Annotated in this window: 21 protein-coding genes; 9 read left to right on the top strand and 12 right to left on the bottom strand. The window is 46.2% G+C overall.

Going from position 1 to position 20939, the window contains the following annotated elements:
* Positions 1 to 26: 26 nt before the first annotated feature.
* The 7 genes from L3D05_RS19610 (at position 27) to L3D05_RS19580 (ending at position 5925) form a co-directional block, all read left to right on the top strand.
* Positions 27 to 1385, top strand: a complete 1359-nt coding sequence (locus L3D05_RS19610) for an ABC transporter substrate-binding protein (protein ID WP_239618019.1) — start codon at positions 27 to 29, stop codon at positions 1383 to 1385.
* Between the two features lie 71 nt (positions 1386 to 1456).
* Positions 1457 to 2338: a carbohydrate ABC transporter permease gene (locus L3D05_RS19605; protein ID WP_239618018.1), complete on the top strand. Its 882-nt coding sequence runs from the start codon at positions 1457 to 1459 to the stop codon at positions 2336 to 2338.
* A 1-nt stretch (position 2339) separates the two neighbouring features.
* The gene (locus L3D05_RS19600) at positions 2340 to 3128 is read left to right on the top strand and encodes a carbohydrate ABC transporter permease (protein WP_239618017.1); all 789 of its coding nucleotides are present in this window, start codon (positions 2340 to 2342) and stop codon (positions 3126 to 3128) included.
* Positions 3129 to 3176: 48 nt separating this feature from the next.
* Entirely contained in the window at positions 3177 to 3536 is a 360-nt protein-coding gene (locus tag L3D05_RS19595; RefSeq protein WP_239618016.1) for a tautomerase family protein, read from the top strand.
* A 59-nt stretch (positions 3537 to 3595) separates the two neighbouring features.
* The gene (locus tag L3D05_RS19590) at positions 3596 to 4684 is read left to right on the top strand and encodes a Gfo/Idh/MocA family protein (protein WP_239618015.1); all 1089 of its coding nucleotides are present in this window, start codon (positions 3596 to 3598) and stop codon (positions 4682 to 4684) included.
* Positions 4681 to 5424, top strand: a complete 744-nt coding sequence (locus L3D05_RS19585; RefSeq protein WP_239618014.1) for an SDR family NAD(P)-dependent oxidoreductase — start codon at positions 4681 to 4683, stop codon at positions 5422 to 5424. The genes L3D05_RS19590 and L3D05_RS19585 overlap by 4 nt, the downstream gene beginning before the upstream one ends.
* 39 nt (positions 5425 to 5463) lie before the next feature.
* Complete coding sequence (locus L3D05_RS19580) at positions 5464 to 5925, top strand: VOC family protein (RefSeq protein ID WP_239618013.1); 462 nt, start codon at positions 5464 to 5466, stop codon at positions 5923 to 5925.
* A gap of 97 nt (positions 5926 to 6022) precedes the next feature.
* On the opposite strand, the gene L3D05_RS19575 is transcribed toward L3D05_RS19580, so the two are convergent.
* The 3 genes from L3D05_RS19575 to L3D05_RS19565 all read right to left on the bottom strand — a co-directional run bounded on the left by L3D05_RS19575 (position 6023) and on the right by L3D05_RS19565 (position 9873).
* Complete coding sequence (locus L3D05_RS19575) at positions 6023 to 7360, bottom strand: sensor histidine kinase (RefSeq protein ID WP_239618012.1); 1338 nt, start codon at positions 7358 to 7360, stop codon at positions 6023 to 6025.
* 20 nt (positions 7361 to 7380) lie between these two features.
* On the bottom strand, positions 7381 to 9126 hold the full coding sequence (locus L3D05_RS19570) for a DUF885 domain-containing protein (protein WP_239618011.1): 1746 nt from the start codon (positions 9124 to 9126) through the stop codon (positions 7381 to 7383).
* A 69-nt stretch (positions 9127 to 9195) separates the two neighbouring features.
* On the bottom strand, positions 9196 to 9873 hold the full coding sequence (locus L3D05_RS19565) for a response regulator transcription factor (RefSeq protein WP_239618010.1): 678 nt from the start codon (positions 9871 to 9873) through the stop codon (positions 9196 to 9198).
* Between the two features lie 259 nt (positions 9874 to 10132).
* Between L3D05_RS19565 and L3D05_RS19560 the strand changes: the two genes are divergently transcribed.
* Complete coding sequence (locus L3D05_RS19560) at positions 10133 to 11056, top strand: alpha/beta hydrolase (protein WP_239618009.1); 924 nt, start codon at positions 10133 to 10135, stop codon at positions 11054 to 11056.
* A gap of 132 nt (positions 11057 to 11188) precedes the next feature.
* On the opposite strand, the gene L3D05_RS19555 is transcribed toward L3D05_RS19560, so the two are convergent.
* Positions 11189 to 12358 carry an epoxide hydrolase family protein gene (locus tag L3D05_RS19555; protein WP_239618008.1) on the bottom strand — a complete coding sequence of 390 codons (1170 nt, stop codon included), beginning with the start codon at positions 12356 to 12358 and terminating at the stop codon, positions 11189 to 11191.
* A 372-nt stretch (positions 12359 to 12730) separates the two neighbouring features.
* Between L3D05_RS19555 and L3D05_RS19550 the strand changes: the two genes are divergently transcribed.
* Positions 12731 to 13618: a LysR family transcriptional regulator gene (locus L3D05_RS19550; protein WP_239618007.1), complete on the top strand. Its 888-nt coding sequence runs from the start codon at positions 12731 to 12733 to the stop codon at positions 13616 to 13618.
* A 312-nt stretch (positions 13619 to 13930) separates the two neighbouring features.
* On the opposite strand, the gene L3D05_RS19545 is transcribed toward L3D05_RS19550, so the two are convergent.
* The 8 genes from L3D05_RS19545 to L3D05_RS19510 all read right to left on the bottom strand — a co-directional run bounded on the left by L3D05_RS19545 (position 13931) and on the right by L3D05_RS19510 (position 20939).
* Positions 13931 to 14380, bottom strand: coding sequence for a DUF1569 domain-containing protein (locus L3D05_RS19545; protein WP_239618006.1), 450 nt, complete (start codon positions 14378 to 14380; stop codon positions 13931 to 13933).
* Positions 14377 to 14739 carry a VOC family protein gene (locus tag L3D05_RS19540; protein ID WP_239618005.1) on the bottom strand — a complete coding sequence of 121 codons (363 nt, stop codon included), beginning with the start codon at positions 14737 to 14739 and terminating at the stop codon, positions 14377 to 14379. Before L3D05_RS19540 ends, L3D05_RS19545 begins: the two co-directional genes overlap by 4 nt.
* A gap of 56 nt (positions 14740 to 14795) precedes the next feature.
* Complete coding sequence (locus L3D05_RS19535; protein WP_239618004.1) at positions 14796 to 15308, bottom strand: MarR family winged helix-turn-helix transcriptional regulator; 513 nt, start codon at positions 15306 to 15308, stop codon at positions 14796 to 14798.
* Between the two features lie 154 nt (positions 15309 to 15462).
* Complete coding sequence (locus L3D05_RS19530) at positions 15463 to 15930, bottom strand: hypothetical protein (RefSeq protein ID WP_239618003.1); 468 nt, start codon at positions 15928 to 15930, stop codon at positions 15463 to 15465.
* A 23-nt stretch (positions 15931 to 15953) separates the two neighbouring features.
* Entirely contained in the window at positions 15954 to 16712 is a 759-nt protein-coding gene (locus tag L3D05_RS19525) for an SDR family NAD(P)-dependent oxidoreductase (protein WP_239618002.1), read from the bottom strand.
* A 137-nt stretch (positions 16713 to 16849) separates the two neighbouring features.
* Positions 16850 to 17275: a MarR family winged helix-turn-helix transcriptional regulator gene (locus tag L3D05_RS19520; protein ID WP_158594236.1), complete on the bottom strand. Its 426-nt coding sequence runs from the start codon at positions 17273 to 17275 to the stop codon at positions 16850 to 16852.
* A gap of 588 nt (positions 17276 to 17863) precedes the next feature.
* Positions 17864 to 19039, bottom strand: a complete 1176-nt coding sequence (locus L3D05_RS19515) for a hypothetical protein (RefSeq protein WP_239618001.1) — start codon at positions 19037 to 19039, stop codon at positions 17864 to 17866.
* Between the two features lie 61 nt (positions 19040 to 19100).
* Positions 19101 to 20939 (bottom strand): IucA/IucC family protein, encoded by a 1839-nt coding sequence (locus L3D05_RS19510; RefSeq protein ID WP_239618000.1) that lies wholly within the window; start codon positions 20937 to 20939, stop codon positions 19101 to 19103.

The following is a 20939-nucleotide window of genomic DNA, read 5'->3' as shown; positions in this document are numbered from 1 at the left end:
GTATATTATGAAAAGGGGGAAATACAATGAAAAAAACAAAAGTGGTAGTTGTCGGCTTACTTGCTTTAATGCTAATGATGACAGCTGTGCTAACAGGATGTGGCAGCAGTAAAAAGACAGAAGATACTTCATCTGAAATGAAAGGCGAAGTCGTGTGGTGGGGATGGACGCCCGGTTCCCCAACGAATGAAAAATACATTGCGGAATTTAACAAAGAATATCCGGACATCAAAGTTACATGGAAACAAACATCGATTGACGCTTATGACGCGGCTCTCAAGCCGGCTTTGGCAAACGGCAAGGGCGTCGACGCTTTCGAGGTTTCGGCGGGTTCGGGAAATGGCGGCATCCAAGTTTTCGGAGGGCAAGCCATTGACTTGACTGACGCTGTCAAAAAGGCGTTAGGCGATGACTATAAAGACAAGCTCAACGAGGCATCAATCACCACAATGACTGTCAACGGTCAGTTGAAAGCACTAGGCGTCGGAACGGTATATTCTGGAAATCTGTGGATCAACCAAGATCTATTCGATAAATATAACGTAAAAATTCCTACTAATCTTGACGAGTGGAAAAAAGCTTGCGAGATTTTCGAAAAAAACGGTATCTATGGTTTTGTGCAAGGAGCAGGTCAAGGTGCGTTTAACATCGATACTTTTCATGCAATCGCTGACAATGTAAGTCCTGGTAATTTCACGAAAGCAACCAGAGGCGAAGTTCAATGGGATGATGATTCGATCGTCAAAGCATTAGAGCTATGGAAAGGGTTGTTCGATGACGGAATTATGCAAAAGGGTGCTCTTGGTCTTCAACAATATCCAGAGGCAAACAATTTATTTATGTCTCAGAAGGCTGCTATGGTTATGATGGGCTCTTGGTATACATCTAACGCTTTGCCAGACGCGATGAAGTCTGCTATTGAGTCCGCAGCTTCCAAAGAAGAGCCGTTCACAATGATTCCAATTCAATTCCCCGACATTGCAGGAACAGGAAATACGGGATCTATGTTCGGCGATTTAGACTATTCAACTGCAGTGTCTGCCAAATCGAACAATATTAAAGCTGCAACTACGTTTGCTGTTTGGCTTGGAACCTCTCAGAGCGGTCAACAGATCATTGCGGATTCCTTAAACGTCGTTCCTTCTCTAAAATCGGCAACTCCGGATTGGGACAATGTAAAACTCGTAAATCCCGAAAAACAAAACGAACCAATCAAAGAATATCTTAAAAACGCAGTGAATAGCGGCGATAACCCTCGTTTTGGAGGAATAAACGCAGATATGAACCAAGCGTTGACGGATGTATTGGCCGGCGTGGCAGGAGGAACGATCACTCCTTCCAACGGCGCTGCTCAGCTTGCAAAGACTCAAGCGGATAGCGAGTAGGGGATCATATTCTGATAGGGGCCTAGTTATGCTAGCGCCCCTATTATTTAGAGTTTAGGAGACCTGTAAACATGGAGAAGAAAAATACATCGAGATCCACGATGATGAACGGACTTCCGTGGATTCTTCCAGCATTTGTTTTTGTTGCGGGGCTTATCTATTATTCGATATTTTATACGTTCAAATTGTCTACTTTAGATTGGAATGGGCTTGATCCCATTCAGACAACTGTAGGGATGAGCAATTATGATAAAGCGCTTTCTGACTGGATTTTCTGGAAAGCGATCAAAAACACGGTTGTTTTTTTCCTAGTTACCTTTTTAATTCAAAACTTTTTAGGCTTTATATTTGCCGCCATTTTGCATTCAAACGTAAAGTTGGCGACATTGCACAAGTGCTTGATTTTTATACCGACGATCTTAGCGCCCGCGACTATGGCACCGGTATTCAGATTGCTATTCTCGCCTCAGGGAATGCTGCAGGATCTATTCGACACGCTTCATTTAGGCATAACCGTTGATTGGTTGGCAAGACCGGATTCGGCGCTTTTCATTCTCATGATGGTTACGATTTGGCAGTTCACGGGAATGAGTTTCATTCTATATTATGCGGCGATGAGCCAAATCGATAAAGAAATGCTTGAAGCGTCGCACTTAGATGGAGCAGGTAAGTTCAGAATTTTATTGAGCATCGTATTGCCAAACTGCAAAAGCACGACGGTTTCTCTTGCCATGCTTGGGATCATAGGTTCTTTGAAAACATTTGATGTTCCTTATCTGATTACGACCGGCGGGCCGAATCACGCAACGGAATTTTTAGGGACGTATATTTTCAAACAGGGAATAAGGCAGTCTCATCTTGGCTATGCGGCTGCAATATCCGTCATGCTCCTTCTACTCGCAATCTGCTGTGCAATACTTATAAATAGAGCTAATAAAGGAGGCGAGAAATGAGATGTTCGAAACGAGAAGTTTAAAAAGCAAAGTCGTATTGCAAATCGTTCTACTTATACTAACGATACCTTATGCGATTCCGCTTGTTCAAATGTTTCTTGGCTCTATCGGCGGAACGGGATTTTTAAATTATAAGGCGGTTTGGGACACGGGCGTCGTTCTAGTCTATTTTAGAAACTCGCTCATCATATCGACTGGCGTCATTTTGCTGGTTTATATATTCAGTATGACAGCCGGCTTCGGTTTCGCGAAATTACGCATATTCGGTAAAGAAGTGTTCTTCTGGTTGATTCTTGTTGCGTTAACTTTACCTGAAGTCATTTTGTTATCTCCATTGTTCGTAACGTTTCAAAAGTTGCATATGTTTAACACCTTTTGGGCTGTCATTTTACCTACTGCAGCATTGCAACTGCCATTTACCATTCTGCTTGCTAGAAATTTTAACAGCGGCATTCCTAGCCAGTTAATGGAGGCAGCAAGAATTGACGGTGCGAGTGTTTTTTCGACATTCTGGTATGTCATCCTTCCACTTACAAGGCCAATTGCGGCATCGATTATTGTTTTGACGCTCATCAACTCATGGAACACCTATCTCCTGCCGCTATTGTTCTTGCAAAGCCCGGATATGCAGACGGTAACGCTGCTTCCGCAATACTTCCAAGGCGAGTTTACGAATGATCAGACGAAGATCTTAGCGGCAGCCGTACTCACCGCTATTCCCGTTATCATTGTTTATTTGTTCATGCAGAAGAGTTTTGAAAAAGGCATGAGTGCCGGTGCCATAAAATAATCGAAACAAAAGCAGATTACTAGTGAAAAGCAGGGGATCATGATGCCGTTGATTCAAGTTGACTTAATGAGGTCGGTGTTTGCGGATAAAGGAAAAGAAATATCAAATGCCATTCATCATTCGTTGGTCGCGGGTCTAGGTATGGATACGACCGATCTATTCCAGGTGTTTAGACCGCATGATGAGGGGGAGATTATTTTTTCGCCGACTTATGACAATCGCGATAGACAAGATTTGATCATTATTAGAATTACAATGGTTCGTATGTTTTCGCTTGAGCAAAAGAAAAAAACATATAAAGAACTAACAAAGAGGCTAGTCGACATTGGAATCAGGCGCGATGATATTTTGGTTTGCGTTGTTGAAAACAGTGCTGAAAATTGGTCGCTCGGCGAAAGAGATGCTTGATTACAGCGGCATAAATCGTGTTTAAGGAAACTTTTTTACAGGAAGGGTTTTTGTAACCTATGGAAAACGTAAAAAAAGAATTTTTGCCGGCTAGGTCTTATCCTGTTCAGCTAGACGAAAAAATGCCTAATACGCATAGGTGGGGGATCCTTGGTTCTGGCTGGATCGCAAGCTGTTTTGCCGCGCAAGTGATCAAAGCCGGCGGAAACATTGCTGCCGTTGGTTCGCGTGACTTAATAAAAGCAATAGCGTTTCAACACGAGTTTCCGTCAATAGACAAAGCGTACGGTTCTTATGAAGAGCTGATGAGAGATCCTGACATTGATGTGATTTATATTGCGACTCCACATGCACAGCACCATGAGTGGGCGATGAAGTGCTTGCAACACGATAAGCCTATTCTAGTCGAGAAGGCATTTACGCAAAATTATAAGCAGGCGAAGGAAATTATAGATTTGGCAAAAGAGAAAAATCTATTCGTTATGGAGGCGTATTGGACACGATTTCTGCCGCATATCATCAAAGTCAAAGAATTGATTGATCGGGGCGAAATAGGGGACATTGTTCAGATCATCGCCGACCATGGGGTTTGCTTTCCATTTGATCCTAAACATCGCTTGTATGCACCCGAGCTTGCAGGCGGAGCTCTTCTAGACTTGGGCGTATATCCGATTTCCTTCGTGCAGTTTCTGCTCGGAAACCCAACGAGAATAATCGCTGCCGGCTCCGCGACGCCAACAGGCGTAGACTCCAACGATGCTGCCATTTTCGAATATGGCAATGGCAAAGGCGCACTTGCGTTGCTAGCTTTTGGCTCGCTCGCGTCATCTCCTGTCACCGCCGCAATCTGCGGAACCAAAGGGAGAATCGAAATTCAACGGCAATTTTACAGGCCGTCGGACTTCACTGTTTACTATAATGACGGTTCGACATTGGAGTATCTATCAAAAACGCATGAACATTACGAAGCTGGCCGCGACGGGCTATTCGGCATGCATTTCGAAGCTGCCGAGGTGCAAAGGTGTCTTATAGAAGGCAAGGTTGAATCTTCAGTTATGCCTTGGGAAGACACATTATCCGTGATGAAAATTATGGATGAAATGAGAAGACAGCTTGATTTCAAATATGATGGCGAGGATTTTGAATGAGAAAATTATTGGATAAAGAATTGGTCGTTGTCACGGGTGCAGCGAATGGAATCGGCAGAGCGATCGCAGAACGTTTCATAAGCGAAGGCGCCGATTTAATTGTGGCTGATCACAATATCGAAAACGCAAAGAAAGTATACGAGGGAAACAGTCAGGTCGTTGACATTCTCAAGGTTGATGCCACCAACGTGAATGATTTAGAAAAAATAGCGGAATCCGTTAAAAAAACAGGCCGCAAATTGAAGGCCGTTCTACCGATTGTCGGTAACGGACCGCAAAGCCCGATTTCAGAAGTCACGCCTGAGCAGTTTCATTTGACCATGAACCTTAATGTTTTTTCGGCATTTTTCACGGTGCAGAAGTTACTTCCTTATATGTCCGATAAATCTTCAATTGTTCTAATATCGTCCATCGCAGGTTTTCAAGGCGGGAAGAACGCCATTATCTATAATGCGGCGAAAGCAGCGGTCAGGTCTATGGCGCGTTCGTTCACAGGAGAGCTTGCAGAGAAGGGGATTAGAGCAAATGCTATAAGTCCTGGTCCAACGGAGACAAAGGCGTTTACGAATTTCATACACGGCGATGAAGAACTACGAAGCCATATCGTTTCTCAGCTCCCCATCGGGCATATCGGAAAGCCTAGCGAGATTGCGGCGGTTGCCTTGTTCTTAGCGTCCGACGAATCTTCTTATGTGACAGGTGCTGAAATTATTGCCGACGGCGGTTTCACCAATCGATAATCGAATAAAGAAAAATTGATCATATAAAGGGAGATAAAAATGACATTATCATCTACGAAAATCATTAAAGTTATTGTCGTAACAGACAATCTTGAAAAAACAGTATCCGCCTATAAAACTTTGCTAGGCACAGGGAAAGAGCCTGCAGGGCTTCATGCGGAGCATAAAGAGGTGAGATCACCTTATACAAAGTATAAAGGTGCCGACATCACGGATACCCCAATGAAGGTAGAGAGTGTGTTCAGCGATAACTTCTGGTTTGAAATTATCCAGCCTCTCGGAAATAATGACCCCTGGGCAGCTTGGTTAAAGGAACATGGCACGTCGATATGCTCCATTTGTTTGTTGTCGGACGGACCTTTAGAAAATGACGAAGAAACGATGAAGAATGCAGGCTTTGAATCCCTGTTTAAACAAGAAAAAGGCTATGAGGCGTATGAATACTTCGACACATCAAATGCGCTTGGCGTTTTAGTTGAGGTGAAAGAGCAGTATAAATAAGGGATAAGAGGTGGCGAATTCGTTCGTCACCTCTTTCCGTGCGCGCCGAGCTTGTTGAATGATTCGCACATTTTCAATCTTTGTTGACTTTGCTCGTTCAGATACTGTTATGCCTTGCTCGGATGTTCCTCATTCCCGGTGGCGATGGGGTTGTCGCTATACGAAATCCAATCACCGGAAAACGAATCGAAACCGTCGTACCACGCCCTACCTCGCTGCTAATGCGGATAGAACCCTGATGTTGGTCGATGATCCAGCGTGCGATCGATAGCCCTAAGCCAGCTCCATGATCCCCTCTATTTCTAGCGGAATCCCCCTTGTAGAAACGATTAAATATGAGTGGTAATTCGAGTTCCGGAATCCCCGCTCCATTATCCTTGACGATTAAAAGAACCGATTTCCCTTGCCTAATGCACTCTAGATCGATTCGTCCATGCTCCTGCGTAAATTTAATGGCATTGTCCATTAAAATCATGAACAACTGCATGAGTCGATCCTCATCTCCATTAATAAGGAAATCCTCGCCTTCAACTCGGAGCTGTAACCGCAGCTGCTTGTATTCCATTATCGGCTCAATATTTTTGGCAATCTCCTTAATAATCCCGTCAACTCGCACAGGATTGCATGAGATGACTTCCTCATGGGAATCACCTCTTGCCAGAAGAAGCAACCCGTCTACCATGTTGCTCATTCTTTTGGTTTCTTTCAGAATGGCTGAAATTGGAACACTTTCTTCTTCGATCGTATGATCGGGATGGCGCAACAATAATTGCGTCTGCCCTCGGACGACGGAAAGCGGACTCCTCAACTCGTGAGAGGCATCTGCAACGAATTGTTGTTGCTTGTCCCAAGCCTTCTGAATCGGAATGAGTGCCCGTCTAGCCAATGCGTAACCCAAGATAATGGACAATAATGCACCGATCCCTATTCCGATACCCATACTCCATAACAACCGATTCAAATAGTGCACCTCGGTCGTAATTTCCGTAAACATCTGAACGGATTTCAAGGGCACATTCGACAGCTTCTCTATTTCTGGCAAGTTGCCCTGATAAGGTCTGCTTACGAACCGATAGGTATTATTACCGAATTGTATCGACTCGGGTCCCGTATGATTTTGTTTTTCAAGAAGTCTCCAACTCATTGAGATATAGGGCTCTTTATAATAAACGCGTCCAATCAAGGTATTGTTAGAATCCCAATAATAATTCAAGAGGAACCGTTCCGGTTCTTTCGAATCGATGTTAATGACTTGCTCCCCGGTAATCAGAGTGACTAGCTGCATGTGATCTATATTGAACACCAGTTGACGATCGATGTCGGAGTAAATCTTATACCGGGCCAGCCCATATAACACTCCCCCCAGTATGACGAACACGCTAAATACGATCGCGCTGTTCCATATTGTCATCCGTACTAACGTGCGTTTGATCATACTGGGGTTTGCTCTCCCTTTTATTTAGCAGATTTGATGTATTGATTCACTTGCTGCTCCAAGACCGGGAACGGCATATTACCGTTTCGCAGAAGAACGGAATGAAACGCCTTGATATCGAAGCGTTCTCCGAGTTCGCTTTCCGCCTTCTCTCGAAGAGATTTGAATTGTTCGGATCCAATCGCATAGCTCGCGTTAAGCCCTGGATATGCAATGACACTGTCGATCAAGGCATCGCTCGTCGTGCCGATGACGCTTACCAGATACTCATTAGCTTGTTCTCTTGTCCATTTCAGCCCATGGATACCCGTATCTATCACGGTGCCTAGGGAGTTGGCAAGCAACCGATTTAGGACCGTGTTCCGATCTAGCAAACCCTTCTCCGCACATAAGCTTTCCATATAGACCGCCCATCCCTCTACGTACCCAGATGACATCGTTATTTTGCGGATTAATGGAATGGTCGGCGAATCATATTGGATTGAGAATTGAAAATGGTGCCCCGGAATACCCTCATGCAACGCTAGCATTTTAACCATTTCTTCGGATGTCGGGTTTTCGAGTGGAATGACAAATCTCCCGTCCCTATCGCCATCTATAGATAAGGGAATATACATCCCGCCTGCCGATGCGAACAGAGCCGAATATGCCCGCACATCCACGGGATGGTCCGGGATGAACTCCTCTTCAAACCAATCGGATAAGTAAGGCGTTGCATCCGACAAACTGCTGTTTAACGCTTGTAGCAATTTATCACCGGTTAGGAGTTTGGTTGCAGCCGCAGTCTGTGCTTGCCCCAGAGCTCCACTTCTCAGCTCCTTTACGATTTCCTCTACCTTGCGTTTGGCGATTTCGTGGACTTCCTGGGGACTGAGGTCCGTACTTATGGCAAGTTTAAGCCTTGCGTTATAATATTCGTTGCCGCCTGGCTGAATCCAAATCCCTTGACCCACGGGGGCTTGCTTCATAAGATCGTTTTTGATGACATCGGCAAGTTTGCCGTATGAAGCCAGTACATGATCGGCTAAGGTTTGTGCTAGCTCTTGTTCCAGCTTCCCTTCTTCGGACGGATCGAGTTTTAACGCGGCTAATTTCTCTGCAAATAAACTATACAGAATCGTTTCTTCCGGTTGCGTGCTTCGCAAATTCTCATAACTCGTAAGCATTTCCTTCAGAAATTCAGAAGCAGGAACGATGCCTTTCTCCCGTCTGTCTTGAATTCTGCCTATAATATGCGCAACTTTGTCCGAAAACCCGTTCAGCGCAACTATATAATTCTCTGCATCTGCTTGGTTACGAATCGGATAGTTATTCGCAAAGTACGGCGGGAAAATGGTTAGGGAAAGATAATCATTCGTATTCAGGTTCCAATATTTAATTAATGGTTGAGCTACGCTTAGGTCCCATTTGAGGATATCATAAGTGAGTTTGTCTTCCGGGGAAAGCTTGGCAGCATCGTAGTCATTCAATTTTTCAAGAAGATCGTTGCTCTCTTCGTTTAATTGTTCGTAATCGGCATCCGACAGGTCCGTAAGCTTAGTGGGATCCCATTGGATTCCCTTCTCATTTTCGACACCAAAAAAGAGCTGTGTCTCTGGGTCTTCCTTAAGCGTATCCACCGCCAACTTCTGAACTAATGCGTCGAAACTCTCTGGCTGGTGTTGGGTCCGCCATACCAAACCACCTGCAATCAGCAATACGAGAAATCCCACAGCCAATAGAAGAGCCAGACGTTTTTTCTTAGTTACCTGTGGTAAAAGGCTCATAGCTTATATCCCCTTTATATGTGTTTTAGGAGAATATAGCGGATGAACCTTTGATTTTCCTTTGAACAACTATTCGTTTATTCTAAGTCTGTAGCCCAAGCCTCTTACGGTTTGGATAAAATGATTTGCATCCCAGAGAGATAGCTTCTTTCGAAGGTAATGGACATAAAGCTCGACGATGTCGATTCCCGCTTCCGAATCGAGCCCCCAAATCCGGTTATAGATTTGATCCTTCGTCACGATCTGCTCTTTATTCATGAGCAGGTACTCAAGCAGCTCATATTCCTTCTCCGTTAGATTCAGCTCTTCTCCTCTAACCGTTATCGCACGGCTTCTGACTTGAATAGCAATTGGGCCGTAGCTAATCTGCTCTTTTTGATTAACCTTGCCATAGCGGCGCAGCAGTACTTTTACCCTGACGATCAGTTCTGGAATCTCGAATGGCTTCACCACATAATCGTCCGCTCCGATCGTTAACCCCTTTACCCGGTCGTTCAATCCATCTTTTGCCGTCAGACAAAGAATCGGGGTATCCACTCTTTGCTTCCTCAATTCTTGGATGAGCGTAAATCCATCCAACTTGGGCAGCATAATATCCAGAATAATTAAATCGAACTCGCCGTACAATGCGTGATGCAAGCCCTCTTCTCCGTTATGACACTCCGTAACCTCATGCCCTTCATCCCGCATAACCCTCGCAATCGTATATGATATCGCAATATCATCCTCTACGATCAGCATCTTCATAGGCGCCTCCATGATGAACGAATATGAGCATAGGTTAACATATTAAAATTGGTTTGTGAGTCTCTTGTGGTTAAATATTGCCAATAATGCTTCTGGAATCCCGTTGATTTTATGTTTCACCTGCAGTCAGACGCTCGAATAATAATGTAGGTTGCAGCTGCTGTGGAGCAAAGGGTTTAGAATGAATCAGAAAGGGGATTTTCCACTTTTTGTATTTATTGTATGCTTAGATTATCGAGTAATAATAGAGAGGCAGGAGTTGCAATTGAAATTAAGCGGTATATTATTTGCATTCGGTTTCCTTGCTTGTGCAATAGCGACGGGTTGCGCCAAAGATAATCAGCCCGAGGCGACGAGCGCGTCGGGGAGTACAGCGGTTGCCATCAGCGCCTCCATTCGTTCGGAGGTTGTGTCCTCGGCTCCGAACGTGCAGAAGGTAACTTTTTATAGCGATTCGCTTAGCAAGGATATGAGATTCAATATTTATTTGCCTCCGGATTACGCAGCGACGAAGAAATACCCTGTGCTTTACCTGTATCACGGATATGGAGGGGATGAAGATTCTTGGATTCCTGCGCTTGGCATCGATAAAGCTGCGGACGAATTAATTCGGGAAGGGAAGATCACTCCCCTGATTATCGTATCGCCCGAGATCGATAACAGCTATGGCTTCAATTCCAATTACGGAAACTATAGCGACTATATTGTTAAGGACCTCATTCAATACGTAGATGGTAATTTCAGCACACTGGCCACCAAGAATGGCCGGTATATCGGCGGCCTATCCATGGGCGGATGGGTTGCACTGCACAATGCGTTTTCGCATCCTGAGCTTTTCGGAAAAGTAGGCGGGCATAGCCCGGCTGTATGGATGGACTATTGGGCAGACACGAGCGGCTTGAAAGACTGGATCTATCCGACGGAAGAGATTCGCAAGCAAAGCGACCCTTATTTGCTGGCAGATACAGCAGATTTGTCTAGTATGTCAATCTATCTGGATTCGGGAGATCAAGACCATTATAAGTTTTACCAAGGCGCAGCTGCGCTCGACACCAAACTTCGAAGCCGAAACGTGAGCTCGGAATTTCACCTAAACCCAGGCGGTCACGACGACACTTATTGGAGCAAGCATGTGAGGGATTACTTGCTCTTTTATGCCGGCAAGAGCCCCCAAATTCCATAGAAATGACCCACTTGAGATCGGCTAACCGATCATCGCCGCCGCAGCTTTGGCGGCTTTTTTGCATCCATTTTGAGAGGAGCGAAAATTTTCCCATGCCCATGCACGCGATGCTCGTCAAATCGTTTACTCCGACTACCTTCGAAATTGTCTGAAGAAGATCTTCAAGTCTTGAACCATCAGATTAGGGACCTCCATAGCGGCAAAATGACCCCCATGGTTAAATTCGGTCCAGTGCACGACGGAGTGTTCGCGCTCCGCAAGCGAACGCACGGGCAAAGCCAATTCGTAAGGAAGCACCGCCATGCCCATAGGGACAGGACACGGGTTCAAAACACCTTTCGATTTGAAATTCTCGTAGTATAGACGGGCTGACGATCCCGCGGTGCCCGTTAACCAATACAGCATCACATTGGTTAGAATTCGATCGTCATCCACCCGACAAGCCGGATCGGTCCATTCCCAGAATTTTTCAACGATCCATGCCAGCTGCCCGACCGGAGAGTCGGTGAGCGCATAGGACAACGTCTGCGGCCGGGTCGCCTGCAGTCTCATGTACCCTGCAGGAGCAGACCGGTAGCGCTGAGACCGCTCAAGCCTGTCTCGCTCTTCCTGGGACAGTTCGTTCGGATCGAAATCATCGGCTGGAATTGTATGCAAATAGTTCAAATGCACGCCACACATATGCTCGTGGTCCACTTCGGCCAATGCCCTGGAAATGAATGCCCCCCAATCGCCACCCTGAGCACCATATCGTTTATAACCCAGCCGTCTCATTAGCTCCGCCCAAGCGCGGGCGACCCTTTTTACGTTCCACCCCGACTCCTGAGTAGGACCTGAAAAACCGAAGCCGGGGATCGACGGGATGACCAAATGAAAGGCGTCGGCCGGATCGCCGCCATGAGACCTCGGGTCAACAAGCGGTCCAATCATGTCGAGGAACTCGATGATCGAGCCCGGCCAGCCGTGGGTGAGAATAAGCGGCAGCGCCTCCCGCTCCGGAGAACGGACGTGCAGGAAATGAATGTTCGCCCCATCGATCGATATAGTATACTGCGGAAAGCCGTTTAACCAAGCTTCCTGTTTGCGCCAATCGTACGAGATGCGCCAATAGTCCGCCAGCTTCCTGAGATAATCGAGCGGCACACCGTAACTCCATCCTTCTTCTGCCAATTCGTCCGGCCAACGGGTTCGGGCTAGCCGGTCCCGAAGGTCGTCGAGCTCACCTTGCGGAATCTCGATAGAAAACGGCCTTATTTCCTCATCGAATAATTCTGGGTAATCCTTTCCTTCTATACCCCCCATAAGATCAGCCTCCATTTTTAATTTCAATTTATATTCCCAGCCCATATGTGATCACGCCTTTTAACTTGAAGTGATCGGCCTATTTACCGTACACGCGGAACCGAACGCATAAATAAGCGAATAGATTGCGAGTAAGAAAACCGGAACTCTTCGCCATTTTCGGCAGTACAATTTTGAATATGATCGTGGTTATGGAAGATAATGCCTTGGTGAGTGCAAGTATATAGATCAATTTATCGGTTTACGTGGAATGTCCCCCTATCCTTTGGTTACCCTTTATTTTACAATCGATTATAGGTAAAGGATAATATAGGATATGTATATTTCTCCAGCTATTCATTACATTACATATATGGAAAAGGGGCGATTCCATTGGAGCTTCTTCAATTAAAATATTTCCGCACAGTTGCCAGATTGGAGCATGTGACCAGGGCGGCTGAACAGCTTCATATTGCACAGCCTGCTCTCAGCAGGACGATTTCCAGACTGGAGGAGGACCTGGGCGTCCCGCTGTTTGATCGAACAGCCAGGCAAATTCGTCTTAACACATTCGGCAAAGCCTTTCTATCCAAAGTCGAATCCGCTTTATCCTTACTGGAAGAAGGAAAGAAAGAAGTGATAGAATTGGCGGGGCTAGATCGGGGGATTGTCAGCATCGCTACGAACACATTAATCTGTCTCTCGCCTTCTGTAGCGGCTTTTCGCGAGAAATTCCCGGATGTAAGCTTCCGCATTAATCAGATTGCACCTGCCGAGACGCATAGCATTGGGGAGCTTTTGGAGCAGGGCATTACAGATCTCGGGTTTGGACCGATATCTCTTCACAAGCCGGGCATTCGTGAATTTCCCGTTCTCCAGACAGAGGTCTTCCTGGCTGTGCCACACGGGCACCGGTTGGAGAATCATAGCAGCATTACATTGGAGCAGGTAGCAGACGACCCATTCATCGAATACAAGATCGGACATCCGTTTCGCCAAGTCAATGACGAGATCAGTCGCAGAGCGGGAATTCAGCGGACCATCATCTGTGAGGTGGATGAGCCCGCCGCTTTGCGCAGTCTGGTACAGGCAGGTCTAGGGATTGCATTCGTCCCGGGATGCAAATGGAATGAAGTAACGCAATATACCTTGCTGCCTATCGAAGGCACGGATAACAAACACGCCTTTTTCGTATCATGGAATGAAACGCGATATCTATCTGAAGCTGCGCGCGAATTTCAACATTTCCTTGTCGAGTATTATGATGATAAGCAGAAGTGAGCTTCAGTCATTCTTACGGATCTAGTAACCTGATGGTATAATGGGCCAAGAAAGTTACCCGGCATAAAAATTAAAAATACTCAAGCGGCATTGCGCTTGAGTTTATCAAATCAGGTAAATGGGGATCTATCACTGCGTTCTCGCCATCGACACTCAGCACTCCACATGTATGGAGTGCTTGTGCTGAGCCCCCAATTGCAGATTGAGCACCCGGAGGGATGGATGGACGGGCGGGGACTGCTTGAACGCTGTTGAATGATTGTTGGCAGGTTGTTTGCTCCGTTGAACAATTATTAATCATTGCGAAAAATACTAAACACCAAATTGCCTTAAATGATGGTCTAGATGCTTATAAATTCCTTTACCCCATTGCTCAGGAGTGAGTTTTCCGAAAAAAGGATGTGGATGGTCTGAACATTTCTCCGGACCGTTACTTTGGAAAGTTAAAATCTTTTGTTTCAGTCTCTCTTTTTCTGTCTCAAAATCTCTGTCATCTGCAATACGTATGGTCGGAAGTGTTGACATATTGTGTGGTGCCGGCTTGTCATTATAAACAATAGGTTTCACAAACCTTCCGATTAACTTTCCTATCCAATCTCTAGGGGGAAAGGAATTTCCCATTGCGATGTCTTGAAACGATGAGCAGTGAGCTAACATTTGAGCAACATTCATTGTTCCCCATTGTGGTTCTGAATTTGGACTTAAATTCTCGATACGGTTCAGTATTTCCGCGGTATGCAATTGATTGTATATAGTTTTCACAAATGCTGTAGTCCGATGCGATTTCCCTCAGAATCTATAAACATCCCCACATAGCCAGCATTGCCATTATACGTTTTTTCCATGATCACCTTTCCACCTGCCTCGTTAACTCGTGACAGAATTGTCGCTAGATCGGGGCTTCCGTCCAGATATACAGTGACGCCATCTACTGCTGGCTTGTGATTCGGGCCCTGAACCAGAGCGCCCCCATTTAACTGCTCCTGAACAGGGAAAAACGCATAATGACTATCCCCCATCTGCATATTTGGCATTTCAATCTTAAAAATCTGCTCGTAAAACGTTTTGGCTCGTTCCATGTTACCCGCGGGAATTTCGACCCAAATAAATAAATGCTGCATGCTGCTATACCTCCAATAATTGATTTAAATTTACGACTCCTTTTAATCATCAACAATCACTTATTCTCATTATCATCTTTTTCTCCAGTATTAATGCTTTGCCAATTCCCACTGCTAAAGAAGTTTACCTCCTTCTCCAGAATTCGCCCGACATTCTCAAGAGCACCTGCTATCTTATCCAATTGCTCTGGGTCGAGTTTGGTAATTAGATGCTGGTTCCATTCGGCATATTGCTCGTAGATAGCACCCAGCACTTCTGCACCTCTCGGAGTAATTTCAACCAGCTTTGTGCGTCGATCGGTCTGATGGTCCTTATAGATAGCCAGGCCTTCATTTACTAATAAGTCTGCAACACGTTGCACGCTCTGACGTGCATGTCCCATATCACGAGCGATCCTCGCCACTGTTTGGGGTTTATATCCAATGCGACCAAGGACCTGCCACCTGGCACTGCTTTGATCAATTGAACGCGTGATAATGTCCCCGGAACGCATTAGTAACCCGTTAATGTGGAAAATACTCAGTGAAAATCTGCTTAAGGGGTCCTCTGGTTTGTCTATTGTATTCATGAATGCATCATAACAATTTGACAGCATGCTGTCAATGTGCCCAACTTTCCATCGTCTTGTTTGCAAGTTGTTTGCAGAGAAGCTCAAAAAGGGCTCGCAACAGCCCGCCTCCCGGCAACCTGTAACAGCCCCCAAAACCGCGTCCGACGCGGCCTTACACATTACCCTCTTCACCCGTCGCGATTGGGTTTTCGTCGTATGAGATCCAATCGCTCCAACTCAATTCCATGCCAGCCACCCCGTCTATACGGTCGTCCTCACGGGCGAGATGCTGGAATGAGGAAGTCAGACTGTCTACGAATTTTAATTGAATCGACCCATGCCGCTGAACTTGTCTAACTGCCGCAGTCTCTTTAACGGCTTCGGGCAGCACAACAACAATCCATCGCAAGTGCGTATGTTCGAGGATCGGCAGAGCTTTCAACATCGAATCTAGATTGACGACCGTCTTTTCGACGATAAACCGATTATCAATCAGAAGGTGAAAGGGCTGCGTCGCCTCTTGCAATGCCATGTGCGCATCCGTAGCAATATCCCGGAAATCCTCCATTGTTACCACCGGTTCAAAATGCGTTAACGCCAAAATATGATTTGGCACCAGCCAACCTGCTTTATAGCGCATGCTTAACCCCCCTTGTTATGTGGTCAGATATATTGTCGACTATATGCCCATAGCGCTTCGGCTTCTTGGCCTTCGGGTAAAGAAACGCGGAAACGCATGGGGCGATCCTGTTTCCAATGCACCCCCGAATGTTTCTCCAAGATCAGCCGGCCTAGATAAGCGCTACCTTTGGCTATCGGCTGGCCGAATATTCGAGACAACAATCGGAACAACAATGGCGCCTCTTGGAAAAGATTCGTTCGAACCATACCCGGATAGCAAGTATGCACGCGCAACCGCGGATATCGCTTGGCGAGCTCGGAAGCATAGAGATCGACCGCTAACGCTGCCTTCATCGCGGCTTTTAAACCGGCTTGAGGTTCAGCCCAAACGGTTGATGCATTGTTGTGGACGCCATTGCCGCCTACCATCACGATGCATCCGTCGGGTACGATTTTGTTCTGCTGAAGAAGCATCTCCGATAACGCGAATTTACTCAAATAGTTTGTTGCGAATGTCGTCTCCAAGCCCTCATTGGTCAGCCGGACCTCCTTGTCGGTAGATATTCCTCCCGCACACAGCGCTAACGCATTAATCGGTCCTTCTAGTTGTTCCGCTAATCGACGTACATCCGACATCTTGGACAGATCTGCATGGAGGTAGTCTACCCCTAGTTCGGCGGCAATCTTGGCGCCTTGAGTTCGATTTCGACCGACGATCGTCACCTTCCAACCGCGTTCCGCGGCCAAGCGCGCCGTCCCGTAACCGATTCCGCTTGTTCCTCCCGTAACTACGATTCGCATATTAACCCCCCAAAAATTAGTTAGGATCCTAGCTATAAAACAAACGTTTTTCATCTTCGCCCTTTAATACGCACCATTGCACTCACCTCCTCTCCGATCGTTAGGATGCTAGCTATTAGTGAAGGCTAGGAGCCCTATTAATAATATTCCTTATCCCCTAGATTCTTCGCTACTCGTTGCAGCCACTGTCCCAGCAAATCTCTCTCGGCTTGCGTGAACCCTTTAAGCATCTCGTTCTCGAATTCCAGAATAAGATCTACCAGCTTACCGAACACCTCGTTGCCCTGCTGCGTGAGCGTCACAACGTTAGCCCTTCCGTCCGTATGGCTAGGCTTACGGGAGATGTATGACCGAGCCTCCAGCTTATCTAATATTCCGGTCAACGTCGCGGATGTAATTCCGCTATGATGCTGGAGCTTCTGCTGCTCCAACCCTCCGGATTGAGCCAAATAGCCCAGGATCTCGAATTGCGAAGTCGTCAGATTAAATGTACTTAACCGCACGTCAAGCTCTTTGCGCATAATAATATAAGTTCTTTTCAAGTAAAGGATCGATTGAGACATGCAGTATGGCTCCATTCTTAGGTCATTTCGATATCGTTAGCATCCTAATTATATTCTAAGTATTTCCAGGATGTCAATCTCAGTTGTGTCTGACATGATGGCCTTAATCAGTGCTTCGCATTTTGCAATACCTCCTCAAATGATTTCAGCGAAATACACTTAATTCAACTGTTGACCTTACGTTGACCACCCTCATTAACAGCTAAAATTGTTGACTTCAAGTTAGTGGATCCGGGATCCGTACCGCTTAGGTGGGGCATTGCCGGCCCATTATTTGTCTGTACAGCGCATTGTGAAGCATACGAGCGCGTGTTTGGCCCGAATCACTCTGTAAATATTTTCATGAATCGATTGTTGACTCCGTGTTGACTTCTAGGCATAAAAAAACATCGCCGAGGCGTACGGCCACATGGCGATGTATTAAAAATTTACATACTGTTATGCCTTGCTAGCTTCTTACTCATCCCCGGTGGCAATCGGATTTTCAGCTAAGAAATCCAATCGCTCCAGCTACCCGCATAAGGCTTCACGCAAGCTGATCAGTACAATACCAACCTTACCTCGATGGGATTCCGTATGTTGTGCAGTTTATGATGGACTTTCTTGGTTGTCGGCCAACTCGCTCCTTATCTCATCCGCCCGGCTTTCCATCCAACGCCGAACCTCCTCCAAACCGATGAGGCTTGCGAAATTGTTTGTCAGGATGTAATTTTCGAAACCCGCGTTCGGCTCTATAACGTCATTTGTTTTCACATACAGCGTTTTTATATTGAGTCCTGTAGAGCGGATGAATTCTATGGCCTTTTGTGCATTTAGCACTTCCGAATCATCGACCCCGTCAAGCAGTTTGACGTCAAACTGCAGATCCAAGCTGTAATCGCCGCATTCTTCCAAATCCATCTCATCAATCGAAGCTACCTCCACCTTGTCCATGCAGACAAGATAGTAAGGACTGTACTGCTTATAAATACTCACGCCAATTGCTCGCAAGGAATCCTCAAGTGCTATTACCCGACCCAAATCCTTGCGGAAATAGTGGCTTTCCATCATCGCTTTCCGAATCCAGCCTTTATTAAGCACTTGCCGGAAAGCAGTCTGATCGGCAATGTCGTCCACTATATTTAATCTAACATCGTACCAGCTTCTCGCAAACTGTTCCAATTCGAATTCGTTCACGGGACGTTTCGGCCAGAATCCGGAAATATACATTTCCGTCAGTTGATAGCCCTGTTTGCGTAGCTCTTCACCCAGTGTCCGGATCTTCTGGTATCCATTAAACAGGAGGGTCAGATTGTCTTCCGATGGTTCCAGTCCGTTGACGGGGTTAAATACGATGATAGTAGACGCATAAGGCTTTTCCGCAGATAAATACCCTGTCATCAGAAACGACTCGATCCCCATCTCCTTCAAAGCGTGAAAAGTATCGGACTGGGAATACTCTTTATTTAACTTGTAGTAGCTATAGGACGTTTCGTAGGAATCGCCGCTTATTTTCGGACGAAAATATCCTTCAGTGAAGACGTGGAACGAAAAATCCGGAATATCCGCACGCTGTACCTTGAAAGAGTAATGACCATCCCATTCGTTAGAAACCGGCTCCTCTAGAAAATTGACCTCGAAACCATAATTCTTCTTCACATAACGCTTGACGTCATTCTCATTATCGCCTGAACAACTCGTTAATAAGAGAACCGCGGCGAACACAGCCAGAAACACCCACTTCTTTGTGAAGCTATGAAACCGCAACCGTTCGCCATTTGACATAAATATCTCCCATTCGACAACTCATTCTTATTAATACTGTATCATTTGGAAAAATATTCAGTCAATTATTATAGTTAACTAGTAAATCAATATAAAAAGGATTAACTCCCATCCCTTTCCCAGAAGGCATCGCCCCCGGAACGCCATCGGCTTCCAGCAGCGGACGGATAATCAGCTTCACCGGCCAGGTTTCGCTTTCGAACAATGCCTGGCGCAATACGTCTCTATCGGTTTCAGGAATATCGATGCTACGTAGAGCCTCCCTTAATTTCGACTCTGTAATCTCCCACAAATCACTCACCGGAATAGAATAAGCCTCCGACAAGGCCTCCATGATAGAAGCTAGATTAACCTGCGTACCCAACGACTGGACGTAGAAAATCAATTTTTCCAACGTCTCGTTGTACAAGCTGTTTGAGTAACCGGGACGGATATGATATTTGGGGTCCTGAATGCCATGTTTGTCTAAATACGGTTGGTGTAGGCGGACGGAATCATGATCTCTGAACAGCAGGCCGCTGACTTTGTTGTCCTTCAGGACTAGGCAACAGTTCTGACCGTGGATTTCGGGTACGATGCCCACTTTAAATAGTCTCATCGTAATGTCATAGAACATGGCGGCTAAGTCCGAGTAAAAGGCAACCACCTCATCATTGGACGATATCCCACCCAAGATTTCCGTTAGAAAATGGCTGCCGTTCAGCGCCCCCCCTAATGAGGACATTGGGATGATTTTATAACCTTCTTCCATTATCTCTTTCGGATAAATTCTCAGCTGGGCGGCCAAGTGGCGCGGGTGATCATCGAATAGACCCATCGATGGAGGCATATATCCCCACCAATGCTTCTCTTCGCATAAGTACACTCTTCCGGCAAGCGTCTCATCGCAAGCGACGGCTTGGCGGAACATCTTCTCTCCGGCAAGCCCGTTTAACAATTTGACGACGGGCAAGTATCTGGCCGCGCCAAGAGATTTCACGCTGATGGGTAGCTTCAACATCTTCACCGATGCATAGGGCGACGCTAATGAACGCATCGAAGAAGTCGCGAGGAAGTCGCCGACCTGCGAGTCCAAAATGATAATAGATTTGTCCGCTATTTCCTTATGGAAATCGGGCAAAATGATATTCTTCAGCTGCCAAGGGTGAGCCGGAATAACCGTATATTCTCTTCTCGTGATTCCCTTCCGCGCCAGTTCCTTCTCGATGGTCGTCCGTTGCTGATCGTTCAGCACATCGAGAGCTTCCCATTCCTCCTCCGCGCACCCTTTCATGACGGAGTCATTGCGAATCGCCACCCAATGCAAAGGGGTTTTCACCCCAAATTCAGCCATATATTGCTCATAATCCTGCGTCGTAAAGCCGATCTTGGCCTTGGATAACGGATGAAAGGGACGGTCGCGCAAGGACGCGATCATCTCGCCTTTCACATACCACTCATAAGCCGATTTCGGCGTGAATGTACGATAGGCCGATGCCCGCTCCAGACTCAGATCTAATTGCTCGATAGCGATGTCCAACCCTTCCAAAAATTCCGCCACGCCCGGGTGCGCATATGCTTCTTCGGATAATGCGCCGCGTAACACGACTTGGCAAAGCTCCCTCGGAGAACGGACTTCTACCCAATCCTTATTATTCTTCCTATATATAGGTGAATCAGCCACCCATTGATGGCCTTGTCTATAGCTCTCTTCCATGAGAAAACAGATCTCGCCAACGTAAACCCATTCCCCGTCGAATTCGGGATAAAGACGATGCGCAAGCTCCGGCAATGCCGACAGCTTCCTTGTCGTAAGATCATCGGTCTGGAAAAATTGCTCCGCAATCAAAGCATCCACTAAGTCTTTCATAATTTGCCGTTCAGCGGTGCGGCTCCGTGCTTGCGTTATGGATTTGTCCAT

The organism is Cohnella mopanensis, assembly GCF_022352055.1.
Taxonomy (GTDB): domain Bacteria; phylum Bacillota; class Bacilli; order Paenibacillales; family Paenibacillaceae; genus Cohnella; species Cohnella mopanensis.
This window is presented reverse-complemented; position numbering and strand designations above follow the sequence as displayed.

Bases quoted from the DNA above. Each gene is read 5' to 3' on its own strand.
- L3D05_RS19580 (WP_239618013.1), top strand. From the start codon at position 5,464: ATGACATTATCATCTACGAAAATCATTAAAGTTATTGTCGTAACAGAC.
- L3D05_RS19610 (WP_239618019.1), top strand. From the start codon at position 27: ATGAAAAAAACAAAAGTGGTAGTTGTCGGCTTACTTGCTTTAATGCTA.
- L3D05_RS19555 (WP_239618008.1), bottom strand. From the start codon at position 12,358: ATGGGGGGTATAGAAGGAAAGGATTACCCAGAATTATTCGATGAGGAA.
- L3D05_RS19535 (WP_239618004.1), bottom strand. From the start codon at position 15,308: ATGAATACAATAGACAAACCAGAGGACCCCTTAAGCAGATTTTCACTG.
- L3D05_RS19520 (WP_158594236.1), bottom strand. From the start codon at position 17,275: ATGTCTCAATCGATCCTTTACTTGAAAAGAACTTATATTATTATGCGC.
- L3D05_RS19605 (WP_239618018.1), top strand. From the start codon at position 1,457: ATGGAGAAGAAAAATACATCGAGATCCACGATGATGAACGGACTTCCG.
- L3D05_RS19600 (WP_239618017.1), top strand. From the start codon at position 2,340: ATGTTCGAAACGAGAAGTTTAAAAAGCAAAGTCGTATTGCAAATCGTT.
- L3D05_RS19530 (WP_239618003.1), bottom strand. From the start codon at position 15,930: ATGCGCTATAAAGCAGGTTGGCTGGTGCCAAATCATATTTTGGCGTTA.
- L3D05_RS19515 (WP_239618001.1), bottom strand. From the start codon at position 19,039: ATGTCAAATGGCGAACGGTTGCGGTTTCATAGCTTCACAAAGAAGTGG.
- L3D05_RS19570 (WP_239618011.1), bottom strand. From the start codon at position 9,126: ATGAGCCTTTTACCACAGGTAACTAAGAAAAAACGTCTGGCTCTTCTA.
- L3D05_RS19540 (WP_239618005.1), bottom strand. From the start codon at position 14,739: ATGCAGCATTTATTTATTTGGGTCGAAATTCCCGCGGGTAACATGGAA.
- L3D05_RS19585 (WP_239618014.1), top strand. From the start codon at position 4,681: ATGAGAAAATTATTGGATAAAGAATTGGTCGTTGTCACGGGTGCAGCG.
- L3D05_RS19565 (WP_239618010.1), bottom strand. From the start codon at position 9,873: ATGAAGATGCTGATCGTAGAGGATGATATTGCGATATCATATACGATT.
- L3D05_RS19590 (WP_239618015.1), top strand. From the start codon at position 3,596: ATGGAAAACGTAAAAAAAGAATTTTTGCCGGCTAGGTCTTATCCTGTT.
- L3D05_RS19510 (WP_239618000.1), bottom strand. From the start codon at position 20,939: ATGGACAAATCCATAACGCAAGCACGGAGCCGCACCGCTGAACGGCAA.
- L3D05_RS19525 (WP_239618002.1), bottom strand. From the start codon at position 16,712: ATGCGAATCGTAGTTACGGGAGGAACAAGCGGAATCGGTTACGGGACG.
- L3D05_RS19575 (WP_239618012.1), bottom strand. From the start codon at position 7,360: ATGATCAAACGCACGTTAGTACGGATGACAATATGGAACAGCGCGATC.